This window comes from Cellulomonas sp. C5510, from assembly GCF_019797765.1.
GTDB lineage: Bacteria > Actinomycetota > Actinomycetes > Actinomycetales > Cellulomonadaceae > Cellulomonas.
This window is the reverse complement of the sequence record NZ_CP081862.1, coordinates 2816387-2839837: the sequence shown is the minus strand read 5'-3', so window position 1 is coordinate 2839837 and position 23451 is coordinate 2816387. Positions and strand designations below refer to the sequence as shown.

21 protein-coding genes are annotated in these 23451 nt (G+C 76.1%); 6 read left to right on the top strand and 15 right to left on the bottom strand.

Features of this window, described 5'->3' with window-relative positions; genetic code table 11:
• Window positions 1-12: 12 nt before the first annotated feature.
• Window positions 13-678, top strand: coding sequence for a response regulator transcription factor (locus K5O09_RS13085; protein ID WP_222169949.1), 666 nt, complete (start codon window positions 13-15; stop codon window positions 676-678).
• A gap of 1291 nt (window positions 679-1969) precedes the next feature.
• On the top strand, window positions 1970-3256 hold the full coding sequence (locus K5O09_RS13080) for an acyltransferase family protein (RefSeq protein WP_222169948.1): 1287 nt from the start codon (window positions 1970-1972) through the stop codon (window positions 3254-3256).
• A gap of 23 nt (window positions 3257-3279) precedes the next feature.
• Here the strand turns inward: K5O09_RS13080 and K5O09_RS13075 are convergent, their stop codons facing one another.
• A complete protein-coding gene (locus K5O09_RS13075; protein WP_222169947.1) occupies window positions 3280-3603 on the bottom strand; it encodes a hypothetical protein in 324 nt (107 codons plus the stop codon).
• Complete coding sequence (locus K5O09_RS13070) at window positions 3600-4502, bottom strand: alpha/beta fold hydrolase (RefSeq protein ID WP_255595413.1); 903 nt, start codon at window positions 4500-4502, stop codon at window positions 3600-3602. The genes K5O09_RS13075 and K5O09_RS13070 overlap by 4 nt, the downstream gene beginning before the upstream one ends.
• A gap of 77 nt (window positions 4503-4579) precedes the next feature.
• On the opposite strand from K5O09_RS13070, the gene K5O09_RS13065 reads away from it, so the two are divergent.
• Window positions 4580-5347 carry a helix-turn-helix domain-containing protein gene (locus K5O09_RS13065; RefSeq protein WP_222169946.1) on the top strand — a complete coding sequence of 256 codons (768 nt, stop codon included), beginning with the start codon at window positions 4580-4582 and terminating at the stop codon, window positions 5345-5347.
• On the opposite strand, the gene K5O09_RS13060 is transcribed toward K5O09_RS13065, so the two are convergent.
• From K5O09_RS13060 to murQ, 3 genes are read right to left on the bottom strand one after another with little or no spacing between them, the layout of a single operon-like run.
• On the bottom strand, window positions 5328-6443 hold the full coding sequence (locus K5O09_RS13060; RefSeq protein ID WP_222169945.1) for a MupG family TIM beta-alpha barrel fold protein: 1116 nt from the start codon (window positions 6441-6443) through the stop codon (window positions 5328-5330). The two genes, K5O09_RS13065 and K5O09_RS13060, sit on opposite strands and share 20 nt — an antisense overlap.
• A gap of 51 nt (window positions 6444-6494) precedes the next feature.
• Complete coding sequence (locus K5O09_RS13055) at window positions 6495-8036, bottom strand: PTS transporter subunit EIIC (protein ID WP_222169944.1); 1542 nt, start codon at window positions 8034-8036, stop codon at window positions 6495-6497.
• Window positions 8037-8050: 14 nt separating this feature from the next.
• Window positions 8051-8965: an N-acetylmuramic acid 6-phosphate etherase gene (murQ, locus tag K5O09_RS13050; RefSeq protein WP_255595411.1), complete on the bottom strand. Its 915-nt coding sequence runs from the start codon at window positions 8963-8965 to the stop codon at window positions 8051-8053.
• A 126-nt stretch (window positions 8966-9091) separates the two neighbouring features.
• On the opposite strand from murQ, the gene K5O09_RS13045 reads away from it, so the two are divergent.
• Both K5O09_RS13045 and K5O09_RS13040 read left to right on the top strand, forming a co-directional pair.
• Window positions 9092-9976 carry a MurR/RpiR family transcriptional regulator gene (locus K5O09_RS13045; protein WP_222169942.1) on the top strand — a complete coding sequence of 295 codons (885 nt, stop codon included), beginning with the start codon at window positions 9092-9094 and terminating at the stop codon, window positions 9974-9976.
• 112 nt (window positions 9977-10088) lie between these two features.
• The gene (locus K5O09_RS13040) at window positions 10089-11375 is read left to right on the top strand and encodes a CdaR family transcriptional regulator (RefSeq protein ID WP_222169941.1); all 1287 of its coding nucleotides are present in this window, start codon (window positions 10089-10091) and stop codon (window positions 11373-11375) included.
• Window positions 11376-11414: 39 nt separating this feature from the next.
• Here K5O09_RS13040 and K5O09_RS13035 read toward each other — a convergent pair whose 3' ends face one another.
• From K5O09_RS13035 to K5O09_RS12995, 9 genes are all read right to left on the bottom strand, one after another.
• Entirely contained in the window at window positions 11415-12386 is a 972-nt protein-coding gene (locus tag K5O09_RS13035) for an LLM class flavin-dependent oxidoreductase (protein ID WP_222169940.1), read from the bottom strand.
• A gap of 3 nt (window positions 12387-12389) precedes the next feature.
• Complete coding sequence (locus tag K5O09_RS13030) at window positions 12390-13643, bottom strand: pyridoxal-phosphate dependent enzyme (RefSeq protein WP_222169939.1); 1254 nt, start codon at window positions 13641-13643, stop codon at window positions 12390-12392.
• On the bottom strand, window positions 13640-14833 hold the full coding sequence (locus K5O09_RS13025) for a Xaa-Pro peptidase family protein (protein WP_222169938.1): 1194 nt from the start codon (window positions 14831-14833) through the stop codon (window positions 13640-13642). The genes K5O09_RS13030 and K5O09_RS13025 overlap by 4 nt, the downstream gene beginning before the upstream one ends.
• Window positions 14830-15921 (bottom strand): TIGR03619 family F420-dependent LLM class oxidoreductase, encoded by a 1092-nt coding sequence (locus K5O09_RS13020; protein WP_222169937.1) that lies wholly within the window; start codon window positions 15919-15921, stop codon window positions 14830-14832. Before K5O09_RS13020 ends, K5O09_RS13025 begins: the two co-directional genes overlap by 4 nt.
• The gene (locus K5O09_RS13015; protein WP_222169936.1) at window positions 15918-16739 is read right to left on the bottom strand and encodes an ABC transporter ATP-binding protein; all 822 of its coding nucleotides are present in this window, start codon (window positions 16737-16739) and stop codon (window positions 15918-15920) included. Before K5O09_RS13015 ends, K5O09_RS13020 begins: the two co-directional genes overlap by 4 nt.
• Window positions 16726-17523 (bottom strand): ABC transporter ATP-binding protein, encoded by a 798-nt coding sequence (locus K5O09_RS13010; RefSeq protein WP_222169935.1) that lies wholly within the window; start codon window positions 17521-17523, stop codon window positions 16726-16728. Before K5O09_RS13010 ends, K5O09_RS13015 begins: the two co-directional genes overlap by 14 nt.
• The gene (locus K5O09_RS13005; protein ID WP_222169934.1) at window positions 17520-18398 is read right to left on the bottom strand and encodes an ABC transporter permease; all 879 of its coding nucleotides are present in this window, start codon (window positions 18396-18398) and stop codon (window positions 17520-17522) included. The genes K5O09_RS13010 and K5O09_RS13005 overlap by 4 nt, the downstream gene beginning before the upstream one ends.
• Entirely contained in the window at window positions 18395-19417 is a 1023-nt protein-coding gene (locus K5O09_RS13000) for an ABC transporter permease (RefSeq protein ID WP_222169933.1), read from the bottom strand. Before K5O09_RS13000 ends, K5O09_RS13005 begins: the two co-directional genes overlap by 4 nt.
• 141 nt (window positions 19418-19558) lie before the next feature.
• Entirely contained in the window at window positions 19559-21193 is a 1635-nt protein-coding gene (locus K5O09_RS12995) for an ABC transporter substrate-binding protein (protein WP_222169932.1), read from the bottom strand.
• A gap of 345 nt (window positions 21194-21538) precedes the next feature.
• Here K5O09_RS12995 and K5O09_RS12990 point away from each other — a divergent pair, with 345 nt between their 5' ends.
• A complete protein-coding gene (locus tag K5O09_RS12990; protein WP_222169931.1) occupies window positions 21539-22408 on the top strand; it encodes a hypothetical protein in 870 nt (289 codons plus the stop codon).
• Window positions 22409-22432: 24 nt separating this feature from the next.
• On the opposite strand, the gene K5O09_RS12985 is transcribed toward K5O09_RS12990, so the two are convergent.
• The gene (locus tag K5O09_RS12985; protein ID WP_222169930.1) at window positions 22433-23422 is read right to left on the bottom strand and encodes a stage II sporulation protein M; all 990 of its coding nucleotides are present in this window, start codon (window positions 23420-23422) and stop codon (window positions 22433-22435) included.
• Window positions 23423-23451 lie beyond the last annotated feature (29 nt).

The window sequence follows — 23451 nt, the reverse complement described above, 5'->3', positions numbered from 1 at the left end:
GGAGGGGGCGTCGTGCGGGTCGTGATCGCCGAGGACTCCGTGATCCTGCGCGACGGCCTCGCCGCGCTGCTGACCCGCCGGGGCCACGAGGTGCTCGCGGCCGTCGGCGACGGCGACGCCCTGGTGCGGGAGGTCGCGCTGCTCGCCGCCTCCGGCGGGGCGCCCGACGTCGCGGTGGTCGACGTCCGGATGCCCCCGGGGTTCACCGACGAGGGGCTGCGGGCCGCCCTCGCGCTGCGCGGCGCGCACCCCGGGGTCGGCGTGCTGCTGTTCTCGCAGTACGTCGAGACGCGGTATGCGGCCCAGCTGTTCGGCGGGGACGCCCGCGGCGTCGGCTACCTGCTCAAGGACCGGGTCGCGGACGTGGGGGAGTTCCTCGACGCCCTCGAGCGCATCGCCGCCGGGCGCACCGTCCTCGACCCCGAGGTCGTCAGCCAGCTCATGGGCGCCGCCCGCGTCGACCCGGGCATCGCACGGCTGACACCCCGCGAGCAGGAGGTGCTCGCCCTCATGGCGCAGGGCCGGTCCAACGGCGCGATCGCCGACGCCCTCGTGCTGTCCTACGGTGCCGTCGAGAAGCACGTCACGTCGATCTTCGGCAAGCTCGGCCTGGCCCCCGACGCCGGCGACCACCGCCGCGTCCTGGCCGTCCTCCGCCACCTCCACCTGACCCCCTGACCCCCTCCTCCCGCACCCCCTCCCGCACCCCCTCCCGCACTCCGTGCACCCCGTGCACCCCCTCCTCCCGCACCCCCTTGCACCCGTCGGAGGCTCCGACGGGTGATCGTGGTGGTCCGCGGGGCACCACGATGACGCGCGGACACCTCCGAGCGCGGTGGGAGCCTCCGAACGGAGCGTGAGTGGATCGCGGAGCGTCGAGCGGATCGGGCTCGGACCTCGCACCCGTCGGAGGCTCCGACGGGTGATCGTGGTGGTCCGCGGAGCACCACGATGACGCGCAGACACCTCCGAGCGCGGTGGGAGCCTCCGAACGGGGTGGCGCGGGAGGGGCGCGAACCGCGGACGGGTGGGACGGGTGGGGATAGCGTCGGGGGGTGCCTCGGATGACAGCGACGCAGCTCCTCTGGACGGGGGTCGGCGTCCTCGCGCTCGGCGCCCTCGGCGAGCTCGCGACCCAGACGATCCTGTTCGGTCACGGCTTCGGATACGGCATCGGGTGGACGTACCGGTTCGCCGTGGTGGCCTCCTCCGTGCTCACGGCGCTCGGGGCCGCGATGGCGGCCGGTGGGTTCGTCGTCGGCGCTCTGCAGCGCGGGCAGGTGCCCGGCCCTGCCGCGCGGCCGGCGCCGCCGTCGCCGTACGGCGGACCGGAGGGGCAGTCCGGTCCCAGCGCGTACCCCGGTGCCTACGCCGGTGCCCCGGTCCCTCCCGGCCCCGGTACATCTCCCGGTCCGGGTGCCTACCCCGGCTCCCCGGTGTACCCCGGCGCCTCGGTGTACCCCGGCGCCCCGGTGTACTCCGGCGCCTCGGTGTACCCCGGCGCCCCGGCGTACCCCGGCGCGGGCGCCGCCTACCCACCCGCGGGGTACCCGGCGCAGCCCGGTCAGCCGTCCGGCGGCCAGCCGGCTCCGGTGCACCCGGGTCAGCCGTCCGCCGCTCCGACGGGAACCGCGCCGTCGTCCGACGCGCACCCCGGTTCGGCCGCTCCGTCGGAGGGCTGGGGCGCTCCGGCGTACGCACCGCCGGCCGCCGGGCCGACCGCGGCCACGCCGGAGACGCCTGCCCCCGTCGACCCCTCGGACGCCCCCGGGCGCACCCCGGGGCCCCAGCCGCCCGCCTGACCGGAAGGGATCGGGGCGGGGGACAACCCCCGCTCCGGCCGGGGGACAAGGTGCGCCGTCCCCGGGGGACGGACCCGTTCTGACCTGCGGCTCCGCTCGCCAGGCTGGTGGTGCGCCCGACAGCCGGGCGTCCGCGCCCGCTGCGCGGTTGCCCCGGGAGCGCTGCCATGTCGACCGTCCTGCCGTCCCGTCCGACCACCGCGCCCGCGCCGGCCGGTCCTCCGTCGCGGGACCTGCCGCACGGCGCCCTCCGCCGGGACGGGAGCCTCACCCGGAGCCGGCCCCTGGTCGGCGCCGCCGCCGGCGAGACGAACGTCCTCACCCCAGCGGTGCCGGCGGGTGCGCGCCGTCGCGGACGTGACGGCTTCGTCGACGCGGTGCGGGCGGTCGGCATCCTCGTGGTGGTGGCGCTGCACTGGCTGATGCTCGAGGCCGTGTGGGACGGCGGGACGCTCGAGGTGGGCAACGCCCTGGGCCACGGCCCGGCCTGGCTGCTGACGTGGCTGCAGCCGCTCCCGCTGCTGTTCTTCGCGGCCGGCGCGGCGGCCCGGTACGACCTGGAGCGCGGTCCCGCGGTGCCGGGCCTGCGGTTCGCCGGCGTGCGCCTGCTGCGGATGGCTCCGCCGGTGGCGGTGCTGGTCGCGGTGTGGGCCGGCCTCGTCGCGGTCCTGCCGCGGGTCGGCGTGCCGGAGGCGGCGGTGGACCGCGTGGCGCGGATCGTCCCCCAGCCGTTGTGGTTCGTCGGGGTGCAGCTCGCCCTGCTCGCGCTGGCCCCCACCCTGGTCGCCACGCTGCGGCGGTGGGGCGCGTGGCGGGTCCTGGTCGTGGCGGCCGCGTTGCCGCTGGTGGTGGACCTGCTGCGGTTCTCGGACGAGCTGCCGGTGTCCGGCTGGCCGAACCTGCTGCTGGTGTGGACGGTGCCGTTCGTCGCGGGCCTGGTCCACGCGGGGCGCCGGCTGCGGCCCGCCCCTCCGGCCGCCCGGGCGGAACGTCCCGTGCTCGCTCTGCTGGCCGCCGGTGGCCTCGCTGCCGCGGTCGCGCTCATCGCCGTCGGGCCCTACCCGTCGTCGATGATCGGGCTGCCGGGGGAGGCGGTGTCGAACCTCGCGCCGCCGACCGCCCCGGTCGTCGGGTTCGCGGTCGCGCAGGTGGCGGGCGCGCTGCTGCTGCGGGAGCCGGTCGCCCGGTGGGCGGGCCGGTCGCGGGTGGTGCGCTGGGTCGGTCCGCGGTCGATGGGGTTGTACCTGTGGCACCTGTCGGCCGTGTTCGCCGTCGCCGGCGTGGTGCTGCTGGCCGTCGGGCGGGAGCTGCCGGTGCCGTGGACGTGGGACTGGTGGCTCACCCGCCCCGCGTACCTGGGGGCGGCCGCGGTCGTCCTGCTGGTGCTCCTGCGCGCGGCGGCCGGTGTCGAGCGCCTGGTCGTGCCGCGGCGGCGCGTGGTCGCCGCCGCCTGAGCCGGTGACGCGGCGCGCCCGCGTCACCGGTCCCGGACCGCGCGCAGCGCCTCGAGCGTGGCCTCCTCCCAGTGGTCCACCGCCGCCAGCGGCAGCCCGACCCAGTCCCGGAACGCCCGCCCCCGTCCGCCCGGGCTGAACACCGCGGCGCCGGGACGACCCAGCGTGGCGGTGTGCGCCGGCGAGCCGCTCCCGAGCCGCACGCCGAGCACGCCGTCGTCCAGGCAGGCGATCATCCGCTTCTCGACGGAGAGCACCGGGTGGCCCATCATCCGGCCCCGCCGCACGCCCAGCGGGGCGAGGGCCGCGGCGAGCGCGTCGAAGGCAGCCGCCGCGTCCGCCGTCATCGCGGGTCCCGCGCGGAGAGGGTGGCGCCGTGCCAAGCGGCGAGCGCGTCGGCGAACGCGGCCGGCGCGTCGGACTGGAGCAGGTGCCCGGCGCCGGGGAGCGGGACGACGGTCGCGCCGGGAAGCTCACGCTGCCAGCGCTCGAGCTCGGCGCCGCGGAACGCGATGTCCCGGTCCGCCCACAGCAGCAGGGCGGGCAGGTGCCGCAGCGCGGGCAGCCCCTGCTCGACCTCGGCCAGGAAGGCGGAGCTCCCCGTGATCTCCCGGGCGAGCCCGGAGGTGGCGGCGCGGCGCTCCGGCGTGGCGAGCACGGACCGGTACTGCCGCATCTCCGTGGCGGAGGGCCGCCGCAGCCGGTGGCCGAGGGGCACCATGACGCGCACGACGAGGTTCGCGCGCCGCGCGAGCGCCTGTCCCACCGGCCCGCCCACGAGCGCCGAGAAGCGCTCGAAGTGCCGGTCCCCGGTCACGGGCCACGCCCAGGTGTTGCCGAGCGCGAGCCCGCGGAACCGGTGCGGCACCCGCTGCGCGACCCGCAGTCCCACGGGCCCGCCCCAGTCCTGCGCGACCAGCACCACGTCCCGCAGGTCGAGTCGCTCGACGAGGCCCTCCAGCACCGTCGCGATCGACGCCGGGCGCCCGTCGAACCCGGCCGGCGCCTGCGAGAGCCCGAAGCCCGGCAGGTCGGGGGCGACGCAGCGGAACCGGTGGCCGAGGCGCGCGACCACGCCGCGCCACGCGTAGGACCAGGTGGGGTTGCCGTGCAGCAGGAGCAGCGTCGGGCCGTCGCCGTGGTCGACGGTGTGGATGCGGTGCCCGGCGATGTCGTGCACTGTCCGCCGGAACGGGTACCCGGCGACGTCGAGCCAGGGCGGAGTGGGGATCTCGGGCTGCGACACGGTGCCTCCTCGGCGGACCAGGACGCGCTACGGTTGATAAAATGAACCGTAGAGTCCCGTGACGGAGGAGCGCAAGGGTGTCCGACTACCACCAGTTCTGCGGGCTGGCCCGCGCGCTCGACGTCGTCGGCGACCGCTGGAGCCTCCTGGTCGTGCGAGAGCTGCTCGTCGCCGACCGCCGGCACAGCGAGCTGCGCGCGGCGCTGCCCGGGGTGCCCAGCAACCTGCTCGCGGACCGCCTGCGGGACCTCGTCGCCGCCGGCGTCGTCGCCCGATCCCAGGAGCCCGGCCGCAAGGCCGTCACCTACGCGCTCACCGACCGGGGGCGCGCCCTGCGCGAGCCGGTGCTCGGGCTCGTACGGTGGGGTGCCCCGCTGCTGGCACCCGGCCCCCGGCCCGGCGACGCCGTCCGGCCCCAGTGGCTCGGCCTCGCCGTCGAGGCGCTCCTGGCCTCGCGGACGTCCCCGCGGCCGGAGGTGGTGGTGCTGCGCGGCGACGGCGTCGAGGTGGTGCTCGCGACCGGCCCGGAGGGGACCCGCGTGCTGCCCGGGCCGACGGCGGAGCCGGCCGCCGTCGCCGAGGGCCCCGTCGCGCTGCTGCTCGGCGTCGCGTCCGGCGCGGTCCCCCTCGCGGCGGCGAGGGCCCGGGGCGCCCACGTCACGGACCCGCGCGGCGTGCTCGCCCGCCTGGTCGACAAGGCGGGGGTCGACAAGGCGGGGGTCGGCGCGGCGGGGGTCGGCGCGGCGGGGGTCGACAAGGCGGAGGCCGGCGCGGCCGAGGTCCCGGGGGAGCAGGTTCCACGGGCGCCGGACGAGGCGCCGGCGGTCAGCCCGCCCGGCCGCTGACCGCCGCGGTCCCGGTCCCCGCGGCCCCGGTCCCCGCGGCCCCCGCGGCGGCGTCCGGCACGAACCGCACCGTGTCGCCCGGGCGCAGCTCGTCGACGACCCCCACGTACGGCGGGGCGACGTCGGCGACGCGCGCCTGCCACGGGTGCAGCGGCCGGTCTGCCCGCACGAGGGAGACCTCCCCCTGGTAGCGCCCGGCGCCCGGGAGGTCCATCTGCAGGCTGCCCCGCGCGCGGGTGTCCCCGTTGCGGAGGTGCGACGGCGTGCGCTCCCCACGGGTGCCCTCCAGCCGGAAGGCGACCTCCCCGCTGTCGACGCGCAGCCGCCACGGCCGGTCGAGCAGGAACCGCGCGGCGGGGTCCACCCCGCTCAGCGGCACCGTGACCTCGCCGGTGTCCTCGTGCCGCTCGATCCAGGCCAGGTGGTCGTCCTGCACCACGCCCTCCGCGCACACGAGGGTGCTGCCGGGGCTGAGCCGGCGCAGCTGCAGGTAGTTGCGCCAGACGGTGCGGTGCCGCTGCTCCTCCAGTGTCGGCAGCCCGAGGCCGAGCGGGGCCCGGAACGTCACCTCGCCGGGGACGAACGCGTACAGCGGCAGGTCGCGGGCGGTGAACAGGGCGTCCTGCGCCCGGTACGTCGCCGTCGACAGGCCGGTCTCGGGCCGCGGGTAGTAGTTGTGCCAGCCGGCCAGCGGCAGCCCGGCGAGCGCGTCCAGCTCCGCGGCCTGCACGGTGCTCGCGTTCACGGCGATGCGCGCGCCGGTGCGCTCGGCGATCCGCCGGATCTCCTCGACGTCGAACCCGAAGTCGATCCGGAGCACCGTGACGCCCCAGTCCCGCAGCCGGTCCAGAGCGCCCTCGCCGCCGCCCAGCCGCTCGAGCGTCAGCGGCGACACGTCCCCGCAGAACGTCAGGCCGTGCCCGGCGTGCAGGCGGCGCAGCAGCTCCCCGTGCTCGACCAGGCGGTCGTCCTCGGGGAGGTGCAGCGACGTGAACACCAGGCCGGTGCCGCCCGGGCGCGCGGCGTGCCGCACCGCCTGCGCGACGACCTGCCGCTGCACGTCGGGGGCGTCGGTGGGGTAGAGCGACCGGAGCACGGCGGCGTCCTCTCTCGGTGGTGCGGTGCGGGGAGACGTCCCGGCCGGGGCTCAGCCGAGCCGCTGGACCATGTGCTCCTTGAATCCGAACAGGTAGGTCAGCACGAAGCCCATCACGTAGGAGACCACCAACCCGCCCACGTACCAGAGCCACTGCCCGTTCGTGATGACGGCGGTCATGAGCACGCCGGACAGCCCCAGCGCGCCGGCCCCGAACCCGTCGCTGACCTGCATCCCGAACGCCACGAACGCGCCGCCGAACCCGCCGCCGAGGCACGCGGTGATGAGCGGGTAGAACAGCGGCAGGGAGACGCCGTAGATCAGCGGCTCGCCGACGCCGAGGACGCCGATGGGCAGCGCCGCACGGATGATGCCCTTGAGCCGGGCGCTGCTGGTCTTGACGTAGATCGCGACGGCCATCCCGACCTCGCCGGCGCCCGCCATCGCCAGGACCGGGAGCAGCTCGGTGTAGCCGTGGTCGGCGATGAGCTGGGCGTGCAGCGGCGTGAGGCCCTGGTGCACGCCCAGCATGACGAGCGGCAGGAACAGCGACGCCAGCAGGTACCCGCCGACGATCCCGCCCTGCTCGAGCGCGAAGTCGATGAGCAGCCAGTTGATGCCCTGCATGAGCAGCGCGGACAACGGCATGACGACCAGCACGCACAGCACCGCGCCGACGACCACGGTCACCACGGGGACGACGAACAGGTCGACCGCCGCGGGCACGCGCCGGCGGACCTGGCGCTCGATGACGGTGAACAGCCACGCGGTGACGATCACGCCGATGACGCCGCCGAGCGCGGGGCTGAGCTCGCCGAACACGGGGATCGTGAGGGGCTGCGCGGGCGTCGCGGTGCCGTCGGGGGCGGTCCCCGCGGGGATGCCGGCGAGCGCGGGCATGTACGACACCGCGCCGGCGATGAGCCCGAGCACCGGCGTGCCGCCGAACTCCTGCGCGGTGTTGTACCCGACCAGCAGGTGCAGGGCGCCGACGACGATGGTCCCGAGGCCGGCGAACGCCAGGAACCACGGGTTGCCGACGACGTCGGGTGCCGCGACCTTCCAGATGTTCGTGATCGCGATGATGAGCCCGCAGGCGATGAAGCCCGGGATGATCGGGATGAAGATGGTGCCGATGTGCCGGAACACGGCGTGGACGCCCGTGGTCTGGCGGGCCTTCACCTTCGACTTGTTCTCGGCCTCGAGAGTGCGCAGGTCGGACGCGGCGTCCGGTGCGCCGGGGTGCCCGCCGGCCCCCTGACCGGCGGGCTGCTCCTCGGTCGGCTCCCCGGCGGTCGCGGTCGCCGGTGCGCCGACGGCGGCCGGGACCGCGGACGCGTCGTCCTCCCGCGCGGCGCGCTCGGCGAACGCGTCGCGCAGCCGCTGGGCGTGGCCCGGCCCGACGACGACCTGGAGCTGCGGGCCCTCGACCACGCCGACGACGCCGTCCAGGGCGCGGATCGCGACGGCGTCCACGGCGTCCTGGTCGGCGACGTCCAGCCGCAGGCGCGTCATGCAGTTCGTGAACGACTCGACGTTGTCCAGGCCGCCGACGAGCGGCACGAGGTCGTCGCTGAGCTTCGCGTAGTCCACGGTGGTTCCTCCGGTCAGTGCGGGGCGGGCAGGTCGGACGGCAGTGCGGCGCGCACGAAGCCGTGCGCGGCGGTCAGCCGGTCCCGGGCGGTGGCGGCGTCGGTGCCGCAGAGCAGGGCGACGATCGCGGTCTTGGCGTGGTCGCCCGCGTCGGCCAGCGCGGCGCGCGCCGTGGCGTCGTCGCACCCGGTGGCGTCCCGCACGATGCGGACCGCCCGCTGCCGGAGCTTCGCGTTGCTCGGCCGGACGTCCACCATGAGGTTGCCGTACACCTTGCCGGTGCCGACCATCGCAGCGGTCGAGATCATGTTGAGGACGAGCTTCTGGGCGGTGCCGGCCTTGAGGCGTGTCGACCCGGTCAGCACCTCGGGCCCCGTGTCCAGCTCGATGGCGATGTCCGCGTGCCGGCCGACCTCCGAGCCGGGGTTGCAGGCGACCGCCACGGTGCCGGCCCCCACGGAGCGGGCGTGGTCGAGGCCGCCGACCACGTAGGGCGTGCGGCCCGATGCGGCGAGGCCCACGACCGTGTCCTGGGCGGTGAGCCCGAGGTCGCGCAGGTCCTGCGCGCCGAGCGCGGCGTCGTCCTCGGCGCCCTCGACGGCCCGGAACATCGCGCCGGGCCCGCCGGCGAGCAGCCCGACGACCTGACCGGGGTCGGTGCCGAAGGTCGGGGGGCACTCCGCGGCGTCGAGGACCCCGAGCCGCCCGCTCGTGCCGGCGCCGAGGTAGACGAGGCGGCCGCCGGAGGACAGCGAGTCCACGGCGAGCGCGACGGCCGCGGCGATCGGGCCGAGCTGGGCGGCGACCGCGTCGGGCACGCGCCGGTCCTCCGCGTTCATCACGCCGAGCAGCTCCTCGACGTCCATCGCGTCGAGGCGTGCGGTGCGGGGGTGGGGGCTCTCGGTGCCGAGGGCGCGCAGGTCGGACACGGGGACTCCTTCGTCGATGTCGTCTGGCACCATGTTGCACCAGGATCGTGAGAAGTCAAACAACGTTTCACGAGGCCTGTGCCAGACTGGCGCGGGCGTCGACGGGCGCAGGCAGCGGGAGGGCACGTGGCGGACGGCGCGGTCGAGGTGCTCGACGCCCTGCGCGCCGCGCTCCCGCGGCTGGGCCCGGCGGAGACGCGGGTGGCCGAGGTGCTGCTGCGCGACCCGGAGGCGGGTGTCTCCGGCACCGCGGCCACGCTCGGCGAGCGCGCGCAGGTCTCCCGGGCGTCCGTCGTCCGGCTCGCGAAGACCCTCGGGTTCGCCGGTCTGCCTGCCCTGCGGGTGCGCCTCGCCCAGGACCTGTCCCGGCGGGCCGTCGAGCTCGAGCGCTCCGACATCGCGGAGGGCACGATCGTCGCCTCCGACCCCCTGCCGGAGCTGGTGGCGAAGGTCGCGTTCCACGAGGCCCGGACCATCGAGGAGACCGCCCGCTCGCTCGACCTCGACGCGCTCGACCGCGTCGCGCACGCGGTCGCGGAGAGCCACCACGTCGTCGTCCTCGGCGTCGGTGCCTCCGGCCTGGCGGCGGCCGACCTCGCGCAGAAGCTCCAGCGCATCGGCCTGATGTGCCTGTCGGCCGCCGACACGCACGTGCAGATGACGCACGCGGCGCTCGCGGACGAGCGCACCACCGCGATCGCGTTCTCGTTCAGCGGCGGCACGGTCGACGTGGTGCGTGCGCTGGAGGTCGCCGCCCGGGCCGGTGCCCGCACGGTCGCGATCACGAACGACCCCCGCTCCCCGCTGGCCGGGACGGCGCAGGAGGTGCTCCGGACGCCGGCGCGGGAGGCGACGCTGCGGGCCGCGGCGCTCGCCAGCCGCATGGCGCAGCTCGCCGTCGTCGACTTCCTGTTCATGCGCGTGGGGCAGCTGCGGTTCGACGACCTCGGGCAGGCCCTGCGCGCCACCCGGGAGGCCGTCGACCCGCAGCACCTGCCGCCCCGGACCTGACCCCGGCGGGGCCCACCGCGAAACCGGCCGGACATCTCGGGCAGGGACGATGGTCCCGGGCCGGGCGCCGCACGGGTGCGCCGCGCGCGGGGGCGGAGCGACGGGAGGCGTGATGGCGAGGACCCCTGAGGCGGTGCTCCGGGTGGCGCGGTCGATGGTCGCGGACTTCGAGGGCATCATCGGCGAGGTCACCGACCGGGTGTGGCGCAGCGTGCCCGCGTACCCGCAGGTCGTCGTGGACCGCGCGGACCTGTCCGGCCAGGTGCGGGACTCGATCCTCAACGTGCTGGTCTGCCTGATGGAGGACCGGGCGCCGTCGGCGGCGGAGCTGGACACGGCGGCGGCCAACGGCGAGCGCCGGGCGCTCCAGGGCGTCGCCCAGGCCGCGGTCATCCAGTCGTACCGGAACGCCGAGCGCAGCCTGGTGGACACCTTCCAGGCGCGGTGTGCCCGCATGCAGGTGCCCGTCGGGGCGCTGCGTGCCGGACAGCAGCAGATCGTGGCGATCCTGGACCAGCTCGAGGGCGCGATGCTGCGCACCTACGCCCAGATGCAGCAGCGCATCGCCACGCGCACCGTGCTGACGGAGCCCGACCTGATGAACCGCCTGGTCAGCGGCGAGCCGATCGACGCCGCGGACCTCGCGGGGCTGGTGCGGACGCTCGGCCTGGAGGTCACGGACACCACCCGCGTCGTGGGCCTGGCCCTCGGGGTGGCGGGCGAGGACGACGTCGACCCGGAGCACGTCGCCGAGCTGCGGCACCACGCGGTGGCGCACCTGCAGTCCGTCACCGGCTCGGCGCCCCTGTCCGGGGTCGTCCGGGAGGACGACGGGAGGCCGGTCGTGGTCGTCGCGGTGCCCTGGGAGGGGCCGGTCACCGAGCTCGGCGGGCGGCTCGCGGCCGGGCTCGACCGGCGGCGCACGGCGGTCGCGGCGATCGGCGCGGTCGGGGAGCCGCGCCGCGGGCTCGCGGCCGTCGGCGGCTCCTGCCGGCAGGCCACCGGGGCGCTCGAGGTCGGGCGGCGGCGCGGCGCCGAGCGGGCCGTCGTGCTGTTCCGTGACGTGCTGCTCGAGGTGCTGGCGCTGCGGGACGTCCGCATGGTCGTGAACATCCAGGACCGGTACCTGCGGCCGATCGCCGCGCACGAGCACCTGCTCGAGACCCTGCGGGTGCACCTCGCCACCGACCTGTCGGTCCCGGAGACCGCGCGGCGCCTGGTCGTGCACCCCAACACCGTGTCCTACCGGTTGCGGCGCATCAGCGAGCTGAGCGGCCTCGACCTGCACCGGGTGGCGGACGTGGCCCGGGCCGTGCTGGCCGTGGAGGGCCTGGGCCTCGGCATCAGCGCCCGGGCGAACGGCAGCGCGGCGCTCGACGAGGACCCCGTGGGCCGCTGACGGCGCTCCGGCCCCGGCTCACGCCAGCGGGCCGGAGGCTCAGGCCAGCAGGCCGGCGGCGCGCGCGCAGGAGGCGGCGCGGTCGAGCGCCTCGTGGGCGGGGGAGACGCCGTCGTCCATCACGACGAGGGTGTCGAGCCCGGCCTCCGCGAACGCGTGCATCCCGGCGGTGACCTCGGCGCGCGTGCCGGCGAGCGTGAACGTGCGCAGCACCTCGTCGTCCACGAGGTCGGCGCCGTCGGCCCCGGCGAGCAGTCGCTCGCGCAGCGCCTCGGCCCGCGCCGACGGCAGCCCGGGCACCGCCGTGATGGGGGACGCACCGTGCATGCCGAGGAACCGCGCGGTCCGCGACCGCACCCGGTCGCGCGCCGCCGCCCCGTCGTCGTCGCAGGAGAACGCCGCGTACGCCGTCAGGCGCAGGTCCGGCCGCGGGTGCTGCTCGCGGATCCACCGGACGTACGCGGGGGTGGACAGCACGGAGAGCATGAGCCCGTCGGCGACGCGGGCCCCGACCGCGAGCGCCCGCTCGCCCTTGACGCCGAGCAGCACCGGGACGTCCGGGCGCGCGGGCGTGAACGACAGGGCCGCGTCGAGCGGCAGCCCGTTGACGTCCTCGCGGACGACCTCGCCGGCCAGGAGCCGGCGCAGGGCGGCCGTGTAGGCCTCGAGCGTGCTGATCGGACGGGCGAACGGGATGCCGAGCCGGCCTTCCATCCAGCCCTGGTTGCTGGCGCCGAGCCCGATGACCAGCCGCCCGCCGGAGACCTCGTCGAGCGCGGCGCACTCCATCGCCGCGAGGGCGACGTGCCGGGTCCACGGGTTGATCACGCCCAGCCCGATGCCCACGCGCGCCGTCGTCGCGGCGACCGCCCCGGCCACCGCGAACGCCCCGCGCTCGAGGTAGTCCTCGCTGAGCCAGACCTCCGCGAAGCCGAGGTCCTCCGCGCGCCGGGCGAGGTCGACCGCCGTGCGCGCGTCCCGGTGGCCGGCCGGCGCGTACGCGATGCGCACGCCTCAGCCCCGTCCGGCGGCGGCGTCGAACGCGGCGAGCGTCGGCGCGATCACGGGCACGGGCGCGAGGCGCGCGGCCGTCGCCCCGACGTCCTTCAGCCCGGTGGAGGTGCCGAGCAGGACCACCGTGTCGTCCGCCCCGAGCTCGCCGCGCGCCACGAGGTCCGGCAGCACCGCGTACGTGATGACGGAGGACGCCTCGAGGTACATCCCCTCGGCGGCGGCCAGCGCGGACTGCGCGCGCATCACCTGCTCGTCGTCGGCCGTGGCGGCGGCCCCGCCGCTGGAGCGCAGCGCGTCCCAGGCCTGCCAGGTGGCCGTGGAGGACCCGATGGAGAACGCGACCGTCGGGCCGGCCGGCACGCTCGCGCCGGGGGCGAACCCGTCGCGCAGCGCCGCGACGTGCGGCCCGAACGGCTCCGCCGCGACCATGCGCGGCACGTCGTCCGCCAGCCCGAGCGCGACGAGGTCCTGGAACCCGCGGAGCGTGCCCGCGACGCCGTCGCCGTACGCCACCGGCGCGACGACCGCGTCGGGCACCCGACCGCCGAGCTGCTCCCAGATCTCGTAGGCGAGGGTCTTGTAGCCGTCGACGCCGAACGGGTTGGACCCGGACGGCGGGCTGACGTAGCCGGACACGGGCACCCAGCCGCGCTCCTCGACGCCCGCGCGCATCACGACCCACCGGTCCCGCGGGTCGTCGAACGCCACGACGTCCGCGCCGGAGGACTGCATGAGCGTCTTCATCGTCTCCGGCACGGAGGCCACCGTGAGCACCACGCAGCGCAGCCCGGCGCGGGCGGCGTACGCGGCGGTGGCGGCGCCATGGTTGCCGGTGGACGCGACGACCACGGTGTCGTGCCCCTGCTGCAGCGCCTTGGTCACGGCGACCGCCGCCAGCCGGTCCTTGTACGACCACGTCGGGTTGCGGGACTCGTCCTTGACCAGCAGCGACGGCAGCCCGACCGCGGCCCCGGCGCGCGGGACCGGCACCAGCGGGGTGCCGCCCTCGCCGAGCGACACGAGCGGCCCGGAGGGCTCGACGGGGAGCAGCGACGCGAACCGGAACACCCCCGGACCCGCACCCGGGGCGGGCAGGGCGGTGATCCCCGTCAGGTCGTAGACGGGGGAGGCGTGCACGTGCACCCCCCGGGCCAGGGCCGACGCGGACGGCCGGTAGGCCTCGGCCTCCGCGACCTCGGCGCCGGTCACGCCGTCGCGCAGCACGCCGGTGTAGGCGCTCGTCGTCCCGGTCACGCGGGCACCTCCGTCAGACCGCGGGCGAGCGTCGTCAGGGGCCGGACCCCGTCGGCGGTGACCACCAGCGCGTCCTCGACCATCATCCCGCCCCAGCCGAGCTCGTAGTACGGCGTCTCGAAGCAGAACGTCATGCCCTCCTCGAGCGGCACGTCGTCCCCGTGGCGCACGATCGGGGGCTCGTAGACGTCCAGCCCGATGCCGTGCCCGCAGTGCTGCCGCCGGTACGGCGTCAGCCCGCCCCGCTGGGTGACGTCGACGGCGAGGTCGAACAGCGCGGCGGCACCGACACCCGGACGCGCCGCCGCGAGCTGCGCGTCGAGCCCGGCGAGGATCGCGTCGTACCGCCGGGTCTGCAGGTCGGTCGCCGGGCCGACGACGGCGGTGCGGCCGATGTCCGACCAGTAGCCGTCGAGCACGCAGCCGACGTCGAACCGCAGCAGGTCGCCCGCGGCCAGCGGCCGGTCCGTCGCGACGGCGTCCGCCAGGGCGGACCGCTCGCCCGCGGTGACGACGGTGAACCGGGGGGCGGCACCGCCGTCCACCATCGTGCGGGCGACGACGCGCGCCAGCTCGGCCTCCGTGACGCCGGGGCGGGCGACGGCGAGCGCCGCCACGATGCCGGCCTCGGCCAGCCGGGCGGACCGGGCCAGGAGCGCGACCTCGCCGGGCAGCTTGCGCGCGCGGACGCCCGACAGCCAGCTGCTCGCGTCCACCCAGGTGACCTCGGGCAGGGCGGCCTCGAGCGCCGCCCGCAGCGGGGCCGGGCACGAGGCCTCGTCCAGGCCGACGGTGCCCGACGCGACCCCCGCCCGGCGGGCGGCGGCGGCGATCGCCGGTGCGGCGCCGGGGTGCTCGTCGACCAGGCGGGTGGCGGTGGCGGCGGACCCCGCGGACTCGAAGTAGAACCGGCCGAACGCCACGAAGCCGTCCTCGGCGATGCCGGCGTCGAACGCGGGGGCGGAGTCCGCGACCGGACCCGCCAGCACCGTGCGGTCGCCCGTGACCACCGCCGCCACCGAGGACGTGCCGTGGACCGAGCCGGACATCGAGCGGTAGCCGGTGGCGTAGTCGACGTTCGCGGTGGAGAGGGCGACGACCGCGTCGAACGGCGCACCGGCCAGGTGCTCGCGGAGGCGGGTCGTGCGGGCGGCGACGAGCGCCTCCCGGGGAGTCGGGGCGGTGGTCACAGGGCGGCTCCTGCCGTCGGGGTGGTGCCGGGCGGGGTGGTGCCCGGCCCGGCGCCCAGCGGCGCCAGCGCGTCCGGGGTGCCGGCGTTCACGGGCGCGATGACCTCCTCGGCGAACCGGGCCATCTGGTCGAGCGTCTCGGCCACGGTGTTGCACGCGAACAGCAGCGCGGACAGGGTCGTGACGCCGGCCTCGGCGTAGGCGTGCACCTGGTCCTGGATCTGCGCGGTCGACCCGACGAGGTTGCGCGCGGCGAACCCGCCCTGCTGGCCCTTGAGGGTCGATCCGGCGAGCGACCGCATGTGCTGGTGCAGCTGCGTGGTCTCGAACCGGGCCATCGCGTCGGCCTGCGAGTCACCCATGGCGACCGACAGCTGCGGGGCGACGTCGAAGTCCGGGGGCAGCTCGCGCCCGATCGCCTCGGCCTCCCGCCGGATGTCCGCCAGCCCCGCGGCGACCTCCGCCGGGCTGAGCACCGCCGGGAGCCAGCCCGTGCCGTACCGCGCGGCGCGCCGCTTGGAGCCCACGGCGTTGCCGCCGGACAGGATCGGCAGGGGCGTCTGCACGGGCTTGGGGTAGGACTCCACATCCTCGAACTGGAGGAACTCGCCGTGGAACGACGCCCTGCGGTCCCGCAGCAGCGTCTCGAGCGAGGCGAGGAACTCGTCGGCCTGCCGGCCGCGGTGCAGCGTGGCGCCGGGCCACATCGCGTCCGTCTCCTCGCGGTACGCCCCGATGCCGACCCCGAGCACGAACCGCCCGCCGGAGAGCTGGTCGAGCGTCGCCGCCTGCTTCGCGGCCACCACGGGGTGGCGGAACGCCATGACGGTGATCGCGGTCGCCAGCCGCAGCCGGGTGGTCCGCGCGGCGACGAACGACAGGTAGAGGTACGGGTCGTAGAACCGCGGCGGCGCGTCGAACTCGGCCCGCACGTAGCGCTGCGTGGTGACGTGGTCGTTGCCCCACACCGAGTCGAAACCCAGGCGCTCGGCCTCGACGGCGATCTGCACCGCCTGCTCCGGGTCGGCGTACGGCACGGGGTACATCAGCCCCTCCGTGCCGGTCGGGACTCCCAGTCCGAACTTCATGCGGTCTCCTCCGGGGTCGGGTCGGTGGCCGGCGCGCCGGGCAGCCGGCGGGCGCGGCGCCGCGGGTCGGCCACCGGGACGGCGGCCAGCAGCGTGCGGGTGTAGTCGTCCTGCGGGGTGTCGAGCACCGCGGCGGTCGTGCCGCGCTCGACGACGAGGCCGGCGTGCATCACCGCGACCTCGTGGGCGATCTGCCGCACCACCGAGATGTCGTGCGTGATGAACAGGTACGCGGCCTGCGTGGTCTGCTGGAGCTCGCGCAGCAGCCGGACGATCCGCCCGCGCACCGACTGGTCCAGCCCGGAGGTCGGCTCGTCGAGCACCACGAGGTCCGGCCGCGGCGCGAGGGCCCGCGCGATCGCCACCCGCTGCTGCTGGCCGCCGGACAGCTCGCCGGGCAGCCGGCTGCGCATGGCGTCCGGCAGTCCCACCAGGTCCAGCAGCTCCGTGACCCGGGCCGCGGCGGCCGCCCCGCGCTCGGCGGTGAGCCGGGCGAGCGGCTCGCGCAGGATCGCCTCGACGGTCCACCGGGAGTCCAGGGACTGGTACGGGTTCTGGAACACCATCTGCACCGACCGCCGGCGCTCGCGGTCCCACGGCCCCAGCAGGTCGAACCCGCCGAAGGTCGCGGTCCCGGCGGTGGCTCCGTGCAGCCCGGCGACGACCCGGCCGAGCGTCGACTTGCCCGACCCGGACTCGCCGACCAGCGCCAGCGTCCGGGCCGTGTCGAGGTCCAGGTCGACCCCGCGCAGCGCGTGGACGGTCCGCCCCCGGCCGGTGAACGTCCGGGTGACGCCCCGCAGCTCAAGCAGCGCCATCGCCGGCCTCCTCGCCCGCGGACACCAGGTACCGCGTGTAGTCGTGCTGCGGGGACTCGAACAGCTCGACGACCCCGGTGGTCTCCACCAGGTCGCCCCGGTACAGCACGGACACCCGGTCGCAGACCTCCGCGACGACCCCGAGGTCGTGGGTGACGAGGAGCACGCCGCAGCCGGTCTCGTCCGCGAGCTCGGTGAGCAGCGTGAGGATCTGGGCCTGCACGGTCACGTCCAGGGCGGTGGTCGGCTCGTCGGCGAGCAGCAGAGTCGGGCGGCAGGCCAGCGCCATGGCGATCATCACCCGCTGGCACATGCCGCCGGAGAGCTGGTGCGGGTAGGACCGGCCGACGCGTGCCGGGTCCGCGATGTGCACCCGGCCGAGCAGCCGCTCCGCCTCGGTGCGCGCGGACCGGCGGTCGGCCCCGGCGCCGTCGCGCTGGTGCAGCCGCACCATCCGGGCGATCTGGTCGCCGACGCGCATCAGGGGGTTCAGCGAGTCCTGGGGGTTCTGGAAGATCATCGCGAACCGGTGCGCGACCGAGCGCCGGGCGGTCGCGGTGGCGTCCGCCCCGGACACCAGGACCCGGCCGCCGGTGACCGCGATGCCGTCGGGCAGCACGCCCATGACGGCGAGCGAGGTCATGGACTTGCCGGAGCCGGACTCGCCGACCAGCCCCACGACCTCGCCCGGGTGCACGGTCAGGCTGATGTCGCGCAGCAGCGGGGTGCCCGTGCGGGTCAGGGCCACGGACAGGCGGTCGAGCTCGAGCACGGGGGTGGTCACCGGTCGCCTCCCAGGTCGTCGCCGACGAAGTGCAGGCCCATCACCGTCACCGCGATGAGCAGGCCGGGGAAGAACGCCGTCCACCACTGGCCGGTCAGCATGTTCTGGGCACCCTCGGCGACCATGACGCCCCACTCGGGCGTGGGGGCGTGGATGCCGATGCCGAGGTAGGCCAGGCCTGCGACGTTGAGGATCGAGTAGCCGCACACGAGCGTGAACTGCACCGCGGCGGGCCGGACCGAGTGCGGCAGCACGTGCCCGAACGCGATCCGCAGCCGGCCCGCGCCGGACACCCGGGCACCGTCGACGTACGCCAGCTCCCGCTGCGCGAGCGCCTCGGCGCGCACCAGCCGCACGAAGGGCGGCACCGCGGCGACCGCCAGCGCGACCGCCAGCTGGGGCGTGCTCTCGCCGATCGCCAGCAGCAGGATCATCGCGAGCACGAAGCCGGGGAACGACATGAGCACGTCCACGCACCGCATGACGACGTCGTCCACCCGCCCCCCGAGGTAGCCGGACACCACCCCGACCGCGGACCCGACGACCATGGCGAGCAGCGCGATGCTCACGCCCAGCACCAGGTCCAGCCGGATGGCGTGCACCGCCCGGGCGAACACGTCGCGGCCGTAGAAGTCGGTGCCGAACCAGTGCGCCGCCGACGGCGCCTGCAGGGCGTTCGACGGCTCGACCGCCAGCGGGTCGGCGACCAGGAACGGGCCGACGACGCCGACGACCACGAGTACGGCGAGGATGCCGGCACCGGTCCACAGGAACGGCCGGGGACGGCGGCTGCGGACGCGGGCCACGTCGGCGGTGGAGGGCCGGGCCGTGACGGCGGTCGCGGGTCCGGCGGCGGGCGGGGCGGGCGGGGTCATGCGCGGGCACCTCCGAGCCGGATGCGGGGGTCGATCAGGCCGTACGCCAGGTCGATGAGCACGTTGAGGGCGATGTAGAGGATGCCGATGACGATCGCGTAGCCCTGGAGCACCTCGAGGTCGTTGGCACGCACCGCGTCGTACGCGAGCCGGCCCATGCCGGGCCAGGAGAACAGCTGCTCGACGATGACGTTCCCGCCGAGCAGGAAGCTGAGGACCAGCCCGAGCGAGGTGAGGATCTGGAGCATCGCGTTGCGCATCTGGTCCCGCCAGAGCACGGCGCGAGGAGGCACGCCGAACGCCCGGGCGGTCCGCACGTACCCGGTGCCGGCAGTGGCGATGAGCGCGGAGCGCACCATCTTGACCACGGCCGCCGAGGCGCCGATCCCGAGCGTCAGGGCGGGGAGCACCAGGTAGCGCAGCGCCTGCCCGGCGGTCGCCGGGTCGCCCGCGAGCAGCGCGTCCAGCACGTACAGGCCGGTGACGTCGGGCGGCGGCGTCGTCCCCACCGGCAGCCGGCCGATCGGCCCGGGCAGCAGCTGCCACGTGGAGAACAGCCCGAAGATGAGCAGCAGGCCGAGCCAGAACGGCGCCATGGACGACCCGAGCACCGCGTACACGCGCCCGGCCACGTCCGCGGGCCGCCCGCGGTGCGCCGCGGCGAGCACGCCGACCGGGACGCCGATCAGGACCGCGACCACCAGCGCGGCCAGCGCCAGCTCGATGGTGGCGGGCAGCCGGGCGACCAGCTCGGTGCCGACGTCGCGGCCCGTGGACACCGCCCGGCCGAGGTCGCCCTGCGCGAGCCGCACGAGGTAGTCCCTCAGCTGCACCAGCAGCGGGTCGTCCAGGCCGTACGACGCGCGCAGCGCCGCGACGTCCTCGGGCGTGGCCTCCGGGCCGAGCCGGGCGGCGGCCGCGTCACCGGGCAGGATCCGCGTGACGAGGAAGACGACCAGCACCAGTCCGAGCACCGTCAGCGCCGAGGTGCCGAGGCGGCGCAGGACGTAACGGGTCACGGCGGGGCTCCTGTCGGGCGGCGGGGGCGGGGCGGGGGTGCGGGGCGGGGGGTGCGGGGTGGTGGAGGGCGCCGGCGCCCGCGGCCCGGGGGCAGGGACCCCGTGGCGGGCGGACGCCGGCGCGTCCTCACACCGCTGCGCTCACCCCCGGGTGAGGTACTGCAGCCGCAGCTGCTCGGTGTTGTCCTTGGTCAGGCCCGACACGCCGTCCCGGACGACGAACGTCCACGCCGGGTTGTAGACGGGCACGAAGGGCATGTCGTCGTAGATGACCTGCTGCGCCTGGGCCGAGATCTCCGCGCGCCCGGCCTCGTCGGTCGTCGCGACGCCCTCCTGCAGCAGGGCGTCCAGGTCGGGGTTCGCGTAGGACGTGAAGTTCGTCCCCGCCGCCGAGCCCGCCAGGTAGTACATCTGGTAGAAGGGGTCGGCACCCCAGCCGAGGAAGTTGTTCAGGTACATCGGCAGCGCGCGGGCGTTGGTCTGCTGCGTGAAGTCGGCGTCCGTCAGGGGCTTGAGGTCGATGTCGACCCCGATCTCCTTCAGGTTGGCCTGGACCAGCACCGCCGCCGCGGCCTCGACCGCGTTGGACTGCTTGTAGTACAGCGTCGAGCTGAAGCCGTCGGGCAGCCCCGCCTCCGCGAGCAGGTCCGCGGCGGCGTCCAGGTCCTCCTCGAACGTCCCCGCCTCGTCGGAGTGGGTCTCCATGGAGGCCGGCACGACGCCCGTGGAGGCGTTCGCGTAGCCGTACAGCACCTGGTCCACGAGGTCCTGGTAGGGCACCGCCCTGGCGACGGCCTGCCGGACGCGGGCGTCGTCGAACGGCGCCTCGCTCGTGTTGAAGCCCAGGTACTCCAGGCGGTTGGACGGCTCGGAGACGACCGTCAGCCCGTCCTCGTCCTCCATGGCCTTGACCTGGTCGAGCGGGATGCCCTGCGCGAGGTCGAGCTCGCCCGAGCGCAGCAGCAGCGCGCGCTGCGACGGGTCGGACACGAACTGGATGGTCACGCCGGTGTTCGCGATCTTGTCCGGCGCGTAGTAGTGCTCGTTCGGCTCCAGCACGAGCTGCTGCGTCGGGTCGTACGACGCGACCGTGTACGGCCCGGAGGAGTTGGCGTTCTCACGGAACCACGCGCCGGCCCACGGGTCGTCGTCGGTGGCGTTCGCCTCGCCGGTGGCCTGCGAGAAGACGCCGAGCGGCTGCATCGCCTCCATCTTGGCGAGCAGCGGGCTGGCGAAGCTGCTGGTGACCACCACGGTGCTGTCGTCGGGCGCGGTCACGTCGTCCGGGGACGCGACGCCGGCGAACGGCAGCAGCGCCTTGACGTAGCCGGGGCCGAGCAGGCTGCGCTGGTAGGACCACACGACGTCCTGCGCGGTCAGCGGCGTGCCGTCGGCGAACGCCAGCCCGTCGCGCAGGTGGAACGTCGTCGTCAGGCCGTCCTCGGACACGTCCCAGGACTCGGCGAGCGCGCCCTCGAACTCGGTGGTGCCGGTGCGCACCAGGCCGTCGGTGTCGTAGGTCTGCTCGATCAACTGCTCGACGAGGGACCCGGTCGCCACCATCGCGGCCGGCGTGCGCCAGGCCTGCGCGTCGAGCAGGTCGACGGAGCTGTCGAGGCTGATGACGAGGGGCTCCGAGCCTCCGGCGGCGGTGCTGCCGGAGGCGTCGTCGGACGGGGTGTCGCCGCCGCCGCACGCGGTGAGGGCGAGCGCGGCGGCCACGGCCGCGGCGGCCGCCACGGAGGTGCGCCGCCGCCGGGGGAGGTGTCGCTTCACGGGGGCTCCTAGCACGGTCGAGGCGGTGCGGCCCGCCGGCGCTCGGCCGGGCTGGGTCCGCGCCGTCGGGGAGCGGCGCGGTCCCGCGCCACGTCCAGCCTCGCCGCGGCCGGGGGACCGGGGCATCGGCTGCCGGGCCAAACCGCGCGGCCCCGGGTTGTCGTGGTCCCCGAGCGCCCCCACCGTCCGGTCGGGCCCGGCCACGAGGGTAGGCAGGCGCGTGTTTCGGGAGCGGGCACCCGTCGGAAACCTCGGCGAAACGCGGCCCGCCGGCCCGTGCCCGCTCCGGACGGCTTCCGGGTCGCCTCCCAGCGCGTTCCCAGGGTCGGGTGCTCGACTGGTGCCGTGCTGCACGACCGACACCGTCGCCGGACCGACGCCGTCCCCGGCCCCGCGGAGACCGATCCCGCCGAGACCGATCCCGCCCAGCCCGATCCCGCCGAGACCGATCCCGCCCAGACCGATCCCGCCGAGACCGATCCCGCCCAGCCCCGTCCGGCGGACCCGCCCGGCGCGACCCGCGCCCCCGGCGGCGGACCCTGGCAGGTCGTCCGCGCGGGCGTCGTCGACGTCAACCGGATCGCCCGCATGCTCGCCGAGCACCGGCCGTTCATCGACCTGGACGGCGACGGCCGCCCCGACGAGGTGCCGCGTGCCGAGCACGCGGGCCCCGCGACGCGGATGGTGCTGAGCCTCGGTGCCCTCGAGCACGGCGAGGTGTGGTTCGCGCGCGACGACGCCGGGGACGTCCTGGCCGTCGCGGTGTGGCTGCCGCCGGACGCGGAGCACCTCGCGCACGACCTGCACCGCGTCGTCGCGCGGGAGCTCGGCGTGACGCCGGAGCGGGACCCCGAGCCGGCGCACGCCCCGCTGCGGTCGCTGGTCGGTGCGACCGCCCGCACGCTGGTGCACCTGCGCGACTCCGACGCCGAGCGGGTGCTGATCCTGCTCGCCGACGCGGGGCGGGTCGCCGACGCGAGACGCCGCGTGCTGCTGGCGGACGTGCTCGCACCCGTGCTGCGGGCGCAGGGGGACGAGGGCCGGGAGACCCTGGCCGTGACGGTCGACCCGGCGCAGGTGGCGGACCTCGCGGCGCTCGGGTTCGCGGAGCGCGCGCGCAGCCCGCTCGGCGCGGCGTCCCTGTGGCTCGGAGCGCACCGGCCGTCTCCGGTGCCCGAGCCCGCGGCGGTCGGTCCCGCCGTGACGACGGCGTAGCCCGGACCGCGGGCGCGCGGCCGGTCAGCCGGCGTACGCCACCGCGTAGCCCGCGGCGTCCTCCTCCAGGTCGCCGGTCTCGCCCTCGCGGACGGCCCGACGGCCGAGGACGAGCGTGTACGTCCAGAACGCCGCCAGGGCCATCGCGCCGATGACGATCTTCAGCCACCACGGCAGCGTCGACCCGGTGACGAACCCCTCGACGAGGCCCGAGACCGCGAGCGCCCCGACCAGGCCGATCGCCACGGTGACGAGAGAACGGCCCTCCTCGGCGAGCGCACGCCCGCGGGGCCGGCCACCGGGCGCGATCCACGTCCAGCACAGGCGCAGGCCCGCCGCGCCGGCGACGAAGATCGACGTCAGCTCGAGCAGGCCGTGCGGGGCGATGAGCGTGAGGAACACGTCGAGGCTGCCGTGCGCCGCCATCATCCCGCCGGTGGCCCCGACGCTCACGGCGTTCTGCACCAGGACGTACAGCGGACCGATGCCGGAGATGCCGATGCCGATGCACACGGCCGCGATCCAGGCGTTGTTGGTCCACACCACGCCCGCGAAGCCGATCCCCGGGTCGTAGTAGGAGGCGAACGCCTCGTCGACGTACTGCTGGCGCTGCGCCGGGGTGCCCATCGCCGCGAGGGCGCCCGGGTCGGTGGCGACCCACCACCCGGCGACGACGGCGAGCGCGACGAACCCCGTCATCACGGCGACGGTCCACCAGCGGATCCGGTACAGCGCCGCCGGCAGCGACACGACGAGGAACCGGCGGGCGTCGCGCCAGGCGGGCTCGTGGCTGCCGGCGATCGCCGACCGGGCGCGCGCCAGCAGCTGCGACAGCCGCGCGACCGTGTCCGGGTCGGGTGCGGAGGAGCGGACGGTGGACAGGTCGGTGGCGACCGCCTGGTAGAGGCGCACGAGCTCGTCCGCCTCCGCGCCGTCGCGGACCCGGCGCCGGGACAGCTCGTCGAGCCGCGCCCACGTCGGCTGCCGCAGCGCGGAGAAGGCGTCGAGGTCCACGGCCGCTACCCTGCCACAGGACGGCCGGT